Annotated in this window: 14 protein-coding genes; 3 read left to right on the plus strand and 11 right to left on the minus strand. The window is 59.1% G+C overall.

The genetic code is table 11. The features are described 5' to 3' along the window. Positions 1-46 precede the first annotated feature (46 nt). On the plus strand, positions 47-2383 hold the full coding sequence (locus AU074_RS34445; RefSeq protein WP_083676653.1) for an AAA family ATPase: 2337 nt from the start codon (positions 47-49) through the stop codon (positions 2381-2383). A gap of 2 nt (positions 2384-2385) precedes the next feature. Further along, positions 2386-3483, plus strand: coding sequence for an HNH endonuclease (locus AU074_RS09535; protein ID WP_076014498.1), 1098 nt, complete (start codon positions 2386-2388; stop codon positions 3481-3483). 39 nt (positions 3484-3522) lie between these two features. On the opposite strand, the gene AU074_RS09540 is transcribed toward AU074_RS09535, so the two are convergent. From AU074_RS09540 to ribBA, 5 genes are all read right to left on the minus strand, one after another. Next, positions 3523-4677 (minus strand): ABC transporter ATP-binding protein, encoded by a 1155-nt coding sequence (locus AU074_RS09540; protein ID WP_076014499.1) that lies wholly within the window; start codon positions 4675-4677, stop codon positions 3523-3525. Positions 4678-4694: 17 nt separating this feature from the next. Then, complete coding sequence (locus AU074_RS09545; RefSeq protein WP_076014500.1) at positions 4695-5504, minus strand: ABC transporter permease; 810 nt, start codon at positions 5502-5504, stop codon at positions 4695-4697. 6 nt (positions 5505-5510) lie between these two features. Beyond that, on the minus strand, positions 5511-6428 hold the full coding sequence (locus AU074_RS09550) for an ABC transporter permease (RefSeq protein ID WP_076014501.1): 918 nt from the start codon (positions 6426-6428) through the stop codon (positions 5511-5513). Next, on the minus strand, positions 6425-7450 hold the full coding sequence (locus AU074_RS09555; protein WP_076014502.1) for a polyamine ABC transporter substrate-binding protein: 1026 nt from the start codon (positions 7448-7450) through the stop codon (positions 6425-6427). Before AU074_RS09555 ends, AU074_RS09550 begins: the two co-directional genes overlap by 4 nt. A gap of 166 nt (positions 7451-7616) precedes the next feature. Further along, positions 7617-8726, minus strand: a complete 1110-nt coding sequence (gene ribBA / locus AU074_RS09560; protein ID WP_076014567.1) for a bifunctional 3,4-dihydroxy-2-butanone-4-phosphate synthase/GTP cyclohydrolase II — start codon at positions 8724-8726, stop codon at positions 7617-7619. A gap of 70 nt (positions 8727-8796) precedes the next feature. Between ribBA and AU074_RS09565 the strand changes: the two genes are divergently transcribed. Then, positions 8797-9090 (plus strand): DUF1330 domain-containing protein, encoded by a 294-nt coding sequence (locus AU074_RS09565; RefSeq protein ID WP_076014568.1) that lies wholly within the window; start codon positions 8797-8799, stop codon positions 9088-9090. 137 nt (positions 9091-9227) lie between these two features. On the opposite strand, the gene AU074_RS09570 is transcribed toward AU074_RS09565, so the two are convergent. The 6 genes from AU074_RS09570 to AU074_RS09595 form a co-directional block, all read right to left on the minus strand. Continuing rightward, positions 9228-9791: an NUDIX hydrolase gene (locus AU074_RS09570; RefSeq protein ID WP_076014503.1), complete on the minus strand. Its 564-nt coding sequence runs from the start codon at positions 9789-9791 to the stop codon at positions 9228-9230. A gap of 2 nt (positions 9792-9793) precedes the next feature. Further along, the gene (locus AU074_RS09575; RefSeq protein WP_076014504.1) at positions 9794-10546 is read right to left on the minus strand and encodes a GntR family transcriptional regulator; all 753 of its coding nucleotides are present in this window, start codon (positions 10544-10546) and stop codon (positions 9794-9796) included. Positions 10547-10660: 114 nt separating this feature from the next. Next, on the minus strand, positions 10661-11146 hold the full coding sequence (locus AU074_RS09580; protein ID WP_076014505.1) for a flavin reductase family protein: 486 nt from the start codon (positions 11144-11146) through the stop codon (positions 10661-10663). A 12-nt stretch (positions 11147-11158) separates the two neighbouring features. Next, entirely contained in the window at positions 11159-12640 is a 1482-nt protein-coding gene (locus AU074_RS09585) for an aldehyde dehydrogenase (protein ID WP_076014506.1), read from the minus strand. Then, on the minus strand, positions 12637-13470 hold the full coding sequence (locus tag AU074_RS09590; protein WP_076014507.1) for an alpha/beta fold hydrolase: 834 nt from the start codon (positions 13468-13470) through the stop codon (positions 12637-12639). Before AU074_RS09590 ends, AU074_RS09585 begins: the two co-directional genes overlap by 4 nt. 42 nt (positions 13471-13512) lie before the next feature. Continuing rightward, complete coding sequence (locus tag AU074_RS09595) at positions 13513-14103, minus strand: amino acid synthesis family protein (RefSeq protein ID WP_076014508.1); 591 nt, start codon at positions 14101-14103, stop codon at positions 13513-13515. Positions 14104-14764: the final 661 nt, after the last annotated feature.

The raw sequence follows: 14764 nt of genomic DNA on the forward strand, positions 1-14764 counted from the left end.
TCATGATATTAATCTCGTTGTCTTTTGTATCTTAGGGACGAGATTAATGCATTTTTTTGATCGCAGCCTGTCAGCGCCACCGAAGTTCTTTCGCATGCCGCAAGCGAGTCGGGCTCGGACTCAACTGCTTGAGTTTTTTGAGCTAAGCCCTTTGGTGCGTGCGCAAACCCGATTTAGCGAGCACGCGCTGGACCTCAATGACTCCCAAGTACTCCACGGCTTGAGGCATCTGTTCCGAGGCAAGTGTGCGTTTTGCGAAGCAGGGCGCGAGACCCTGGCCTATCGTTTCCGGCCCCAAGCATCCGCCACTCCGGAGGGCAACGACGGTCACCTGTATTACACCTGGCTCGCCAATGCCTGGGACAATGTGTACGCGATCTGTCGGGACTGTATTCCGCACCAGCCGGAATTTTTTCCGGTAGATGGCAATCGCCTGCCTTTGCCCGATATAGAGCGCCTGCAAGCATATGTCGAAGCAGACTTAGGTACGTGGCGGCTAAAGCCGTCCGATGAAAAACAAGAATTGCTCGATCCCTGCGGCGATAGACGGTTCCATGAGCACCTATTCATCTCGATCAATGGCCAAATCAGAGCGCAGAGCCCCCGAGGGGCGACGACGATCAGCCACTTCAAGTTGGATCGAGAAGAGTTGGATCTGGTACGGGCAAAAGTACTGAGCGGTTACAGGCACCGACTCCTTGAGCCGGGCCATGGCAGGTTTCGCGCGAACGATCTGTTTGACTTCAATACCTTGGAGTTCGGCGGGCTGTGGTACCTGCAATGTCGGTTGATCGTCGACTACCTGTCAGTCCTTGTCCGGGGTCGACACTCAATCGTTACCCGCTCACAGATCGGTAGCTCATTCAAGACGCTGTATCCCCACTTACGCTCAGATGAGCATCGGAAAAAACTGGACGCGTGGATCGAAAATAACTTCGCGCCTATCGAGGAGGACTTCGCACCCGCAGCCAAGGCAGCCAAGGCAGCCGAGGCAGCGCCTGAAGAGAAAAGGCCGGGTCCGCTTCCACCACCGCCAATCTATCCCACACTGCGCTCCATCGAACTGACCCATTTCAAGGCGATCAGTCATCTTGAACTTTCTCTGGTGCAGCAGTCGGCCGAGTCGTTATTGGGCCGCAATCCCGTGCAACCCGCCATGCTAATCCTGGGTGAAAACGCTACCGGCAAAAGCTCTATTCTTGAGGCAACGGCGCTGGCATTGAGCGACGAAGTAACCCGTGCTTCGCTCAGGCTGAATATTGCGGATCTGGTCCTTGATCCCACATACCTGGGCCAGATGAACCTTCCCGTCATGCCCTCAGCACAGATACGTCTAGGGTTCGAACAGGCGCCAGATGCCGTCCTCGACATCGTCGGGGCGGCCTGGAAACCGCAGATTACGGGGGTTATACCGCCGGTGTTTGCTTACGGTGCGTTTCGCCAATATCAAAAAAACAGCTCGACTTATAAGGCGGGACCCGGGATTTTCAACCTGTTCAATTCCGAGCGTTTGCTCCCCGACCCCGAACCCTGGCTGCTGGGCCTGAGTGAGCGTGACCTGTCCGTTGTCGCGCGCGCCTTGCGTTTTGTCATGGCTGTCGAGGGAGATTTCGATGTCATTGAAAAGTCTGCCGACGAGCAGCGTTGCCTTATCGTTACACGATTGGGCGGTGTTGAAACCATCACGCCCATGAGCCATGCCTCGTCGGGCTATCGCTCGGTATTGGCAATGGTTTGCGACATCATGCGCAGGCTGATGGACCGCAGCACCAACCCGCACTATCAAAGCCTGGAGAACGCCCGTGCGATTGTGCTGATCGACGAGGTGGAGGCGCACCTGCATCCGCGTTGGAAAATCCAGATTATGGGCGCGCTGCGCAGGGCCTTGCCCAAGGTCACGTTCATCGCTACCAGCCACGACCCGCTCTGTGTGCGCGGCATGCATCATGGTGAGGTGCTGGTGGTGCATCGTACTGCCAAACCGCTCGCAGAGGATGGTCATGAGGTAATGGTCCAAGTTGAGCAGTTACTGGGCCTGCCCAACATTACCCAATTGACCATCGAACAACTGCTGACCTCAGACTTTTTCAGCCTGGCGTCCACCGACCAGCCGCTGATGAATCTCAAGCTGGGGCAACTTGCCGATTTGCTGGCTGCGAGCTATGGCGGTGAAGAACTTAAACCTGATGACGATGATGTGGTGCAGCGTTTTAAAGCCGAAATCAACCATGTCCTGCCTGTTGGGTCTACTGCAGCGCAGCGCATGGTGCAGGAGGTGGTTGCTAAGGTACTTCAGGCGAGAGTCACTGTATCCGAGGCGAGGTTGAAGGTTCTTGACGCGCAAGCAAAAGCCGACATCCGCGCACTGCTGGAGGGCTTCTAGACATGCGTCCAGTGGATCGATCAGCATTCGCCCCGCCACATGTGATGGCAGTGGTTGAAGGCGTCCCCTCAAAGGCGGACGAAGAGCTGGTGGCGGTAACCGCCTATATCAAGAAACAAATCCGCAAGCGTAACTTGGCAAACAAGGTGGGCTCGGCAGCCAAGCCCAAGACAAAAACCAAACGCACGCGTGCCAAAAAGAAGGAGAAACCCCTCTTTGGGGTCTACGCGGACGAAAGCGTCAGGGCGCGGCTCAACGAAATGTTCCATCGCAAATGTGCCTATTGCGAAAGTTTTTTGTCCGTGACGTCTTCCATGGAGGTCGAGCATTACCGTCCCAAGGCGGGGCTGAACGAGGATCCCCAGCACCTAGGCTATTGGTGGTTGGGCATGGCGTGGGAAAACTTGCTGCCCAGCTGCATCCACTGTAATCAGCGCCGAAAGCAAATCACTCCGCGTGCGTCCACGCGGATCTTGGGGCTGCTGGAAGAGGAGGGAGAATTCACCGCTTTTCGCACTGTGACGACGGGGAAAGGCACGTATTTTCCCATCCAGGGGCCCAGGGTTACCGACCCGACGGGTGACTGTGCCAAGGAAATGCCATTACTTTTAAACCCGTGCCAGGACCAGCCGCAAAATCACCTGACCTTCTACATCAAGAAAAGCAACGTCATTGGGTTGATGTTGGCTAGGCCTTGCTCAGAGCTTGGGTTGCCAGCCTTGGGTTTTGACCCGACCTCGATGAGGGATTTTCGTGCGGAATTGACGTTGACCCTCAAGCGGAAGCTCGACTTGCGGGGGGCTGTTTCAATCCTTGTCTATGGCCTCAACAGGTTGGGATTGGTCCAAGAACGAACGCGGGTTTTACGCCATCTGATGTTTCTGGAGTGTCAGGTGGTGGACTTGTCTGCATTGATCAGAAGGATACAGCAGCGCCTGAGCCCACCTGAGCAACTAGCGGATGACGAAATTATTCTGAATGGCTTGGGTCAATTACGAGACCGTCTTGTTAAAGAGATGAAGTCCATGGCAAATCCTCAGGCGCCTTACTCCATGATGGCGCGAGAGTTTCTTGAAGGCTTTAACGCACAGCTGGTCTAAGAGGTGCGGCCGGGGAACCGCCTCCGGCCGCCCGCCCGATCAATGAGCCCCAGCCGCCTTGTTCAGATCGCTTTCAGCCCACTCGGTATACACACACGCATCTGCCGTGGCCCAACGCACCCGCACCGGGTCGCCAGCCTTGAGCGGCATGCCGGCGGCGGACAATGCCTTGACCGTCATCGAGGTGCCGCCGAGGGTTTTCACGGTGCAGGTCTGGCTTTCACCGAGGAACAGCACTTCGCCTACAATGGCTGACACTTCATTCCAGCCCGCCGCCAGCGGCTGTTCTACGGCTTGTTCGACACTCAATGCCAGGGCTTTTTCCGGGCGCACCATCAGCAGCACATCCTGATCGATATGCAGCCCGCTGGTCAGGCGGATCGACAGTGATTGCCCCTCAAACGACGCCACCGCATTGCCCTGGGCCTTGAGCTTGAGGAAGTTGGAGTTGCCAAGGAACGACGCGACGAACGCATTCGGCGGGTTCTGATACAAATCAAAACCACTGCCCAATCCCACTATCTTGCCGTGGCTGAAAATCGCGATGCGCTGGGACAGGCGCATGGCCTCTTCCTGATCGTGGGTCACGTAGACGATGGTGATGCCCAGGCGCCGATGCAGTTGGCGCAGTTCGTCCTGCAGGTCTTCACGCAGCTTCTTGTCGAGGGCCCCGAGGGGTTCGTCCATCAGCAAAATTCGTGGTTCGTACACCAGCGCACGGGCGATGGCCACGCGTTGTTGCTGGCCGCCAGAGAGTTGGGAAGGGCGGCGATGGGCGAACTGCTCCAACTGCACCAGCTTGAGCATGGCGTCGACGCGTTTCTCACGTTCGGCACTGGCGAGTTTGCGAATTGCCAGAGGGAAGGCGATGTTGTCGCGCACCGACAGGTGCGGGAACAACGAGTAGCGCTGGAACACCATGCCAATGTCGCGCTTGTGCGGCGGTACGTTGACCAGCGACTGGCCGCCCACCAGGATCTCGCCGCTGCTCGGTGTTTCGAAGCCGGCAAGCATCGACAAGGTGGTACTTTTGCCCGAGCCGCTCGAGCCGAGAAAGGTGAGAAACTCGCCGTCCTGGATGTCCAGCGAGATGTTATCTACGGCGGCAAATTCGCCGTAGTACTTGTTCAGGTTACGCAGGCTAACCAGGGGTTGGCCAGGGTTCTGTGCTGCATCTTTGATCACTGCACTCATGTCTTGATCCTCAGCGCTCAAGCGCGGGTTTCGGTGCGTCGACGAGCGACGGCGGCGATCACCATGACCAGTACCGACAGGCCGATCAGCAGCGTCGAGGCGACGGCGATCACAGGCGTCAGGTCCTGGCGCAGGGTGGTCCACATTTTCACGGGAAGGGTTTGCAGGGTCGGGCTTGCCATCATCACGCTGAGCACCACTTCGTCCCATGAGACGAGGAAGGCGAACAGCGCACCGGCCACCATTCCGGGGCGGATCGCCGGGAAGGTGACCTTGAACACCGCCTGCAAGCGCGAGGCGCCGCAGATCACCGCCGCGTCTTCAATCGACTGATCGAACAGCTTTAGCGAGTTGATGATCGAGATGATGGTGAACGGCAACGCAACGATCACATGGCTGACCACAAAGGCGAACATCGTGCCGGTGTACCCGAGCTTGAGAAACAACGCGTACACCGCCACGGCGATGATCACCAGCGGCACGATCATCGGCAGGGTGAACAGACCGTAGAGCAGTTCGCGGCCAGGAAAGCGCCCGCGTACAAGGGCAAACGCGGTCGGCAAACCTAGCGCCACGGCGAACACGGTGGTCAGCACGGCCACTTTAAGGCTGGCCATTGCCGCGTTCATCCAGTCGGCGTTGGAAAAGAACTGGCCGTACCATTTCAGCGTCCAGCCCGGCGGCGGAAACACCAGCCATTGGGACGAACCGAACGACAACAGCACGATAAACACGATCGGCAACAACAGGAACAGCCCGATAATGCCGGTGGTGGCGTAGAGGCCGAGGCGCATCCTGCGGCTCATGGCATTCGGAGTCAGGAGCATGATGGCTTACCTCGCGTTGCTGGCGCCAACCGGGGATTCCGGCTGAAGCTTCAGATAGAAGTAGAACAGCACCAACGTGATGAAGATCAGCAACGCAGCACCGGCACTCGCCAAGCCCCAGTTGAGGAACGATTGGACCTGCTGAATGATGAACTCTGGCAACATCATGTTCTGCGCACCACCCAGCAGCGCAGGGGTGACGTAGTAACCGAGGGACATGACAAACACCATCAGGCCACCCGAAAACAGCCCCGGTCGGCACAGCGGCAAAAACACCCGGAAGAAGTTGGTCCAGGGGCCCGCGCCGCAGATCGAACCGGCCTGCAGGATCATTGGGTCGATGGCCTGCATGGTCGCCTGTAACGGCAGCACGATGAACGGGATCATGATGTAGCTCATGCCGATCACCACCCCGGTCAGGTTGTGCACCATCTCCAGCGGCTGATCGATGATACCCATGGCCATCAGCGCCTTGTTGATCACCCCGGAGGCTTGCAGCAAGACCAGCCAGGAATAGGTGCGGGCGAGCAGGCTTGTCCACATCGACAACAGCACGATGCTCAGGGTCCAGCGGCCCCATCCGCGTGGCATCAGGGTAATTACCCAGGCCAGGGGAAAGCCCAACAACAGGCTGAACAGAGTCACCAGTCCAGCTACCGAGAAGGTGTTGAGCAGCACGCGGGCATAGGCTGAGTTGGCGAACAAGGCCTCGTAGTTACCCAACCCAGGCACCGGCTCCAGCACGCCGCGCAGCAGCAGGCCGATCAGGGGCGCAAGGAAAAACAAGACGAGGAACAGCAGTGCGGGAATCAGGTTGCTCGAACCCTTCCAGCGCCGGGCCAGGGAGGGCGAAACGGCTTTGCCCGAAACCGCGCCGGCGGCACCAATGGCGCCCCCGGTCGGTGTGGTTGCCGTCATTTTCATTTGACTAGCCATTCATTCCACCGTGTCGCAATGGCCGGACCGTTCTTGGCCCAGTAGGCGAAATCAAGGGTGATCTGGTCCTTGGCGTACGCCGTCGGCAGGTTCGGTGCCAGGACTGAGTCCAGGCGCTGCACGCTGTCGATGTTCACCGGTGCATAAGCGGTCAGGTTGGAAAAGTCAGCCTGGCCCTTGGCGCTGCTGGCGTTGGCCAGGAACTTCATTGCGGCGGCTTTGTTCTTGCTGCCTTTAGGTACGACGAGGATGTCGGCCATCACCAGGTTCTGCTTCCAGCTTACACCCACCGGTGCGCCGTCTTCTTGCAGCGCGTGGATGCGACCGTTCCAGAACTGGCCCAAGCTGACTTCGCCAGAAGCCAACAGCTGTTGCGACTGCGCACCGCCGCCCCACCAGACGATGTCTTTCTTGATGGTGTCGAGTTTCTTGAAGGCGCGATCCAGGTCCAGCGGGTAGAGCTTATCGGAAGGGACGCCGTCGGCCAGCAGCGCCAGTTCGAGCACGCCGGGGCTTGGCCATTTGTACAGGGCGCGTTTGCCGGGGTAGGTCTTGGTGTCGAACAGTGCGGTCCAGTCTTGTGGCTTGCCGGCGCCGAGCTTGCCTTCGTTGTAGCCCAGCACGAAGGAGAAGAAGAACGAGCCGACGCCATGGTCGGAGACAAAGCGTGGGTCGATCTTGTCGCGCTGGATCACCGAGAAGTCCAGTGGCTCGAGCAGACCTTCTGCTGCGGCGCGCAAAGCGAAGTCCGCCTCCACATCCACCACATCCCACTGCACGTTGCCGCTCTCGACCATGGCTTTGAGTTTGCCGTAGTCGGTAGGGCCGTCTTGCACCACGGTGATCCCGCTGGCTTTGCTGAAAGGGTCGGCCCACGCCTGTTTCTGAGCATCCTGGGTGCTGCCGCCCCAACTGACGAAGTTCACGCTATCGGCCGCCATTGCCGCATGGCTAGCAGTTGCCAGTAAGCCCGCGAACAGGAATGCGCTGACATGTTTGTTCAACACCATTTTTACGCCCTCATTGTTGTGTTTATGAGCGGGGCTTTTGAGTGCCCGCCTATCGGGAGCAATCGGTCCGGATGACGCTTTTAAAGTCATTCGGCCTTTGGAATATCATATTATGGTATTCCAACATTTGCGCAAGCATTTTGCCATACCGGCTATCTGGCAGACGTCATGAAACGAAGGGAATACTCTCCACCACTTCCAAGTCGTAACCGGTCAATCCTGCGTATTTGAGCGGTGGTCCTAGGTGGCGCAGCTTACCCACCCCGAGGTCCTGCAAAATCTGCGCGCCGGTGCCGACTTCCGAATAAATGCGCGATTGCGAGCGGCTGAATTGGCGAGGGGCCTGAGTCAGTTGCGGCACGCGCTCCAGCAGCGCCTGGGATGACTCATGATTGGCCAGCACCACCACCACACCCGTGCCTTCAACTGCGACGCGCTGTAACGCGGCCCATAGCGTCCAGTTGGACGGGCCGCTGTAGTCGGCACCTACCAAATCGCGCAACGGGTCGATGACATGCACGCGTACCAGTGCGGGCTCATCACGGTGCAACTGGCCCATGACCATGGCCATGTGCACGCCGCCGTCGATGCGGTCTTCAAAGGTGATCAGGCGGAAAGTGCCGTGCACCGTTGGGAGGTCGCGTTCGCCGATGCGCACTACGGTACGTTCTGTGCTGAGGCGGTAGTGGATCAGGTCGGCGATGGTGCCGATCTTGATGCCGTGCTTGCGCGCGAAAATTTCCAGGTCGGGGCGACGAGCCATGGTGCCGTCGTCGTTCATCACTTCGACGATCACCGAGGCGGGTGTGTGCCCGGCCAAGCGTGCCAGGTCGCAACCCGCCTCGGTGTGGCCGGCGCGCGTGAGGACACCGCCGTCCTTGGCGCGCAGCGGGAAGATATGCCCCGGCTGCACAATATCGGCAGTGCCAGCATCGAGCGCGATTGCCGCCGCCACGGTGCGTGCGCGGTCAGCGGCGGATATGCCGGTTGTCACGCCGGTGGCGGCTTCGATGGACACGGTAAACGCGGTGCTAAATACGCTGCCATTGCTCGGCACCATCTGCTCCAAGCCCAGGCGTTGGCAATGTTCGTCGGTGAGGGTCAGGCAGATTAGGCCACGGGCTTCGCGGGCCATGAAACTGATAGTCTCGGCGGTGCAGTATGCAGCGGGCAGCAACAGGTCGCCTTCGTTTTCCCGGTCTTCATCGTCCACCAGCAGCACCATCTTGCCCTGGCGGTAGTCTTCGATGATTTCTGCGATGCTGTTGAAGCTCATATTGAGGTGCTCGAATTGTTGGTTGTATGTATTATGGTATACCACAAAATTCGAATAAGAGGATGTCATGATGAAGGCTTATTGGATTGCCCATGTCGATGTGGCGGATGCCGAGCAGTACACGCAATACACCAGCCGCGGCCCAGCTGCGTTTGCAAAGTATGGAGGGCGGTTCCTGGCCAGGGGTGGGCGCAGCATTGCGCTGGAAGGCGGGCCAGCAAGGGAGCGCAATGTGGTGATTGAGTTCGATAGCTATGAGCAGGCGGTGGCCTGTTTTGAGTCCAAGGAGTATCAGGACGCGAAGGCCCATCGCGAGGGCGTGGCGCAGGCGCAGATCATTATTGTGGAAGGGTTGGCGCCCTGATCTTGGGTGTACACCGATCAGATTGTGGGAGCTGGCTTGCCTGCGATTGCAGTGTGTCACTCAACAAAAATGTTGGATTTGCCGCCGCTTTCGCATACAAGCCAGCTCCCACTTTTGATCGGTGTTGGGGTTAGAGATCAGCGGATGAAATGGATTTTGCCGCTGTCATCATTGCCGATGTAGATGCCATACACCCCGGCCTGGCGTTCCTCGATATAGCGTTCGAGAATCTGCCGGATCGCCGGGTAGTAGATGCTTTCCCAAGGAATGTCCTCGGGTGCGAAGAACTTGTAGCCCAAGGTTTCCGGCCCGAATTGCCCGGTGATCTCCAGCGCAATGGCGCGGAAGATGATGTACACCTCGCTGATCTTCGGTACGCTGAAGATGGAGTAGGGCGAGACGATTTCCGCCCGCACACCGCTTTCTTCCCATACCTCGCGCAACGCTGCCTGTTCGGTGGTCTCGCCGCCTTCCATGAAGCCTGCGGGCAATGTCCAGGTACCTGGGCGGGGTGGAATAGCCCGTTGGCACAAGAGGTACTTACCGTCCTGCTCGATGATGCAGCCGGCAATGATCTTGGGGTTGATGTAGTGGATATAGCCGCAGCCCCGGCACATCAGGCGCTCATGGGTATCGCCCGGTGGCAGCTGGTGACCTAAGTCACTGCCGCCGCATTTCGGGCAAAAGCTGGGGCTGAACATGGTCAGTGACCTATGCGCGGTTCTTTGAGGGCGATGGGCAGGGTGATCTCGGGCAGCTTGCCAGTCTCTTCCTGTTTGCGCTTGAGGTAGTCCAGGGCCACGGCTGCGGCGGCGCGCACATGATCGACACAGGCCTGGTGGGCGGCCAGTGGGTCGCGGCTCTTGATCGCCTCGACCATGCGCTCCATTTCCTGGTTGCTGGCGCCACGGCGGTTTTCCTGGGACACCGAGGTAGCACGCAAGTAGCTGATACGCGCCTGCAACTGGCGCAGCTGGGTGGCAGCGACGTGGTTGCCCGAACCTTCCAGCAGAACGTCGTAGAAACCCTGCACAGAGTCGATCACCTGCTGCAATTCGCCATCCTTGAGGGCTTTGCGGTTATCGTCCAGAGCTTTTTCCAAGGCCTTGATGTCCTTGGCCTTGGCGCGCAGGGTGAACAACTGCACGATCAAGCCTTCGAGTACGCAACGCAGTTCATAGATGTCGACGGCGTCGGCGAGGGTGATGATCGCCACCTGCGGGCCTTTGGCATCGGCGAATTCCACCAGGCCTTCGGATTCCAGGTGACGCAAGGCTTCACGCACCGAGGTGCGGCTGACGCCGAGGCGGTCGCACAGATCGCGCTCCACCAGACGGTCGCCTGGTAACAGCTGGAAATTCATGATCGCGCTGCGCAGTTTCTCCAGCACGATTTCCCGCAGGGTGACCGGGTTGTGATTGACCTTGAAGCTGTCGTCGAGTGGCAGGCGTTTCATGGGGTCTGCTCTGTATGTAACGGTTAACTGGGGGCCGATCAGGGACCGAAATTGTCGGCGAGTTTATCACGCGGCGTCCTTTAAGCGACAAACCCTCACGACCCCCTGCGTGCCTCAGGCCAGGGCTGGCAAAGGCCCCAGCTTGCCCTTGTGATAGATCATCGGCGTCACCGGTTGCGCCGGCAGGATCAGGTTTTTCACCGCGCCGACGATGATCGCGTGATCGCCACCGTCGTATTCGCGCCACAGCTCGCATTCGATGATCGCCGTGGCCTTGGCCAACAGCGGGTTGCCCAGCTCGCTCAAGTGCCACTCGATGCCCTTGGATTTTTCCTTGCCTTTGCCGGCGAAGGCATAGGCTTCGGCAGTCTGGTCGGCGGACAGCAAGTGGATCGCGAAGCGCTTGCTGTCCCGCAGTATTGGGTAGGTGTCCGACGCATAGTTGGGGCAGAACAGCACCAGCGCTGGGTCAATCGACAACGCACTGAATGCGCTGGCGGTAATGCCGACGATGCCGCCGTCCGGGTCAAGGGTGGTGACCACCGTGACACCGGACGGGAACGAGCTCATCACGTCTTTGTAAATGCCGGGTTCGATCATGGCAGTGTTCTCCTAGCGCATCACAAAAGGATCAGGCATGGGCGCCTGGGACAGGTTGATCCACACCGTTTTCAGCTCGGTGTAGGCCAGCACCGAATCGATGCCGCTTTCGCGTCCATAGCCACTATTCTTGAAGCCACCGATGGGCGCCATCGCTGACACTGCGCGGTAGGTGTTGACCCAGATAATGCCTGAGCGTACGTCTCGTGCCAGGCGATGGGCGCGGCCAAGGTCGCGGGTCCAGATGCCAGCGGCGAGGCCGAACTGCGAGTCGTTGGCGATGGCCAGGGCTTCAGCTTCGTCCTTGAATCGGATGACCGAGGCCACCGGGCCGAACACTTCTTCCTGCATGATCTTCATCGAGTTGCGGTCGCACTCGAACAGCGTCGGCTCGTAGTACCAGCCTTCACCCAGATTCTGCGGGCGCTTGCCGCCGGTGCGCAGGTGTGCGCCTTCTGCGATGGCGTCAGCCACCAGGCCTTCGACCACCGCCAATTGCTGCGCGGTGGCCATGGGGCCCATCTCACTGGCGTCATCCTGGGGGTTGCCGATACGAATGCGTTGGGCGCGCGCTACCAAGCGCTCGACGAATTCGTCGTAGATTTCGTCCTGCACCAGCAGCCGCGAACCGGACACGCAGCTTTGCCCGGATGCCGCGTAGATGCCAGCAATCGCACCGTTGATGGCGCTGTCCAGGTCGGCATCGGCAAAGATAATGTTCGGCGACTTGCCACCCAGTTCCAGGGACAGCTTGGCGAAGTTCTCCGCGCTGCTGCGCACCACATGGCGAGCGGTGGCCGCGCCGCCGGTAAAGGCGATCTTGCGCACCAGCGGGTGGCGGGTGAGGGCGGCGCCAGTGCTCGGGCCGTAGCCGGTGACCACGTTGACCACGCCCGGCGGAATACCGGCCTGCAGCGCGAGTCGTGCCAATTCGAGGATGGTCGCCGAGGCGTGTTCCGACGGCTTGATCACAATGGTATTGCCCGCTGCCAAGGCAGGAGCGAGTTTGATCGTTGTCAGGTACAGCGGACTGTTCCACGGAATGATCGCGGCGACTACGCCCATGGCTTCGTGCACGGTGTAGGCAAACAGATCAGGCTTGTCCAGCGGTAGGGTGCCGCCTTCAAGCTTGTCGGCCAGGCCTGCGGTGTAGTGGAAAAACTCGGGCAGGTAGCTGACCTGGCCGCGGGTTTCGCGAATCAGCTTGCCGTTGTCGCGGCTTTCCAGCTGGGCCAGTTGCTCTTTGTTCTCGGCGATCAAATCACCCAAGCGGCGCAGCAATTTGCCCCGCGCCGTGGCCGTGAGACCGCGCCACGCAGGGCTGTCGAAAGCGGTTTGCGCTGCCTGTACAGCGCGCTCCACATCGTCCTCATCGGCGTCGGGCAGTTGCGCCCAAGGTTCGGCCAGCGCCGGGTTGAGACTGTCGAAGGTCTTGCCGGACAAGGCATCGACCCATTCACCACCGATGCACATCTGGAAGCGTTCAAGCGTCATGCAACGATCCCCTTTATTGGATTATTTTGGGCGTACACCGTGTCAAGAAAGCCCAGCAGCAGCTGATTGACCAGGCGCGGCGATTCTACCGGCATCATATGCCGTTGCTCGGCCAGCACCGCAACGGTGGCACCGGGAATGCGATCAGCCAGTTGGCGCGCCATTTCCGGGGTTGAGCCTGGGTCGAGTTCGCCAGTGGCGACCAGGGTTGGTGCACGCAGGGTCTTGAGGTCGTCGGCGCGGTACATGTCCTGGGTGGCAAACAGCTCATAAGTCGTGAGGTAGCCCTGGGGATCATTGCCCGCCAGGGTTTCGCGCAGTGCCGCGATCTGTGCCGGGTTGGCCGCTTGGTATTCGCGGCTGAACCAGCGCGACAGCGCCGCTTCTGCGTTGGCATCCGGTCCGTGCTCGGCGGCCTGGGCGGTGCGGGCGATCACGCCGGCACGCTGCTCGGGGCTGCGGTTGAACACGCTGTTCAGTACAACCAAACTTTTGAGGCGCTCGGGGTAATGCAGGGCCAGTGCCCGGGCGACGAGGCCGCCCATGGAAAAGCCGATCACCGTGGCTTGGGGCAGCTGCAGGTGGTCGAGCAGTTCCAGCAGCTGGTCGGCATAGCCCAACAGCGGCGTGCCGGCGGCCGGGCGCGGGCTGGCGCCGTGTCCTAGCATGTCATAAGTGATCACGCGGTAGTTCGTGGCCAGGCCAACAACTTGCCCGCCCCACATTTCTTTATTCAGGCCCACGCCGTGGATCAAAACCACAGGCTGGCCTTGGCCGGTCGCCAGATAACTGGTGCCAGCCGGGGTGCGTTCAGCGGTGAGCCGAATCATGGAGCGCTCCTGCATACCTTTTGTTTGATTGGCACGTCGTGATTACTGGGCTTTCTCGGCCGCCAGTTCTTCGAGGTCGATGTAACGGTTACCGATGCGTGGGTGCAGTCGCCCGCCATCTGCACAGCCCAGGACTACGACGATTTCGTCGGCACGCGGCGAATCTTCGATTTTCATTTCCAGGGTGATGTAGTGCGAGCGCAGACCTTCGTCATCCTTGTGCATCATCGGGATTTGAATCGATGTGCCTGGCCCGCCGCGTTTGTTGGTAAAGCTCAGGTAGCTTTTTGCCTTGACCGCTTCACGGTAATGATTGCCGAAGCGCAGGGTATGGATGATGGCCGAGGCGTGTTCGATCTCACCGTCAGCACCGACAACGGCCGCCTTGCCGTAGGCTTCGATCTTGTCTGCACCGCCAATGATGCCGACCAGGCGCTCCACCATCAGCGCACCGAGATCCGAACAGTTAGCACGGATCTCCGGTTTCAGGTCTTCGATAAAACCGCGACCCAACCACGGGTTTTTCAGGACAACAGCCAGCCCCACCATAGTGACCGGGGTGTCAGAGGCCTTGCCGCCTTCAATAAAGGTTTCTTCTACATAGCTGACGATCTTGCGGATTTCGAAACTCATGGCTGCTCCATTGGGATGCGGTGGGTTTGTGTATGATGGTATACCATAATACCTAAAGCGCAAGAGTCAGAAATAAACTGAAGGCGGACTGGTACGACAGAAGGTTGAGCGAGTGGTGTTTTTTGAGTTTGTAGGCGCTAGGGCATCGGTAGCCGTTAGTGCTGAGTTGTGCGCTGTCTGGAGGTCTTCGCCTTCCGGAAGGGCTCTTTGATCTGCTGCGTAGCGGCGGCTACCATGAAGAAGTCATCACTGTGCGATTGCGTACGCCTGCTTTTGATGCTGTCGGTCCGGAGGAGTCACTACCCGAGTACGAAAGGGCCTTACGCCGGGTGTACTGCACCGTGTTTGTACCTGCTGGTATCTCACCCCGATACCCGACACCTAAGGAGCGGGTGCATATCTGCCCTGCCGGCGTCACCTCCTTTTTCTATCGGCATTTGGATCAGATGCACCAGGGCATAACAATGGCCGTGCTGAGGAGCGTTCTTTTGGAACCCATCAGGGATCTCCTTTACCTTTTCCAAGAGGACGCCAACCCGGACGATAGCGATGAGATAGCGTTTCGTAACATCAAGATCCATCTGGGATCTCAAACAAGGTCGGACGTTGATTACTCCAGGGATTCGGCCTCAATTTAACCAACTGGTTGGCACCCATTATC

The sequence above is a fragment of the Pseudomonas sp. ATCC PTA-122608 genome (assembly GCF_001952855.1).
Lineage (GTDB): Bacteria > Pseudomonadota > Gammaproteobacteria > Pseudomonadales > Pseudomonadaceae > Aquipseudomonas.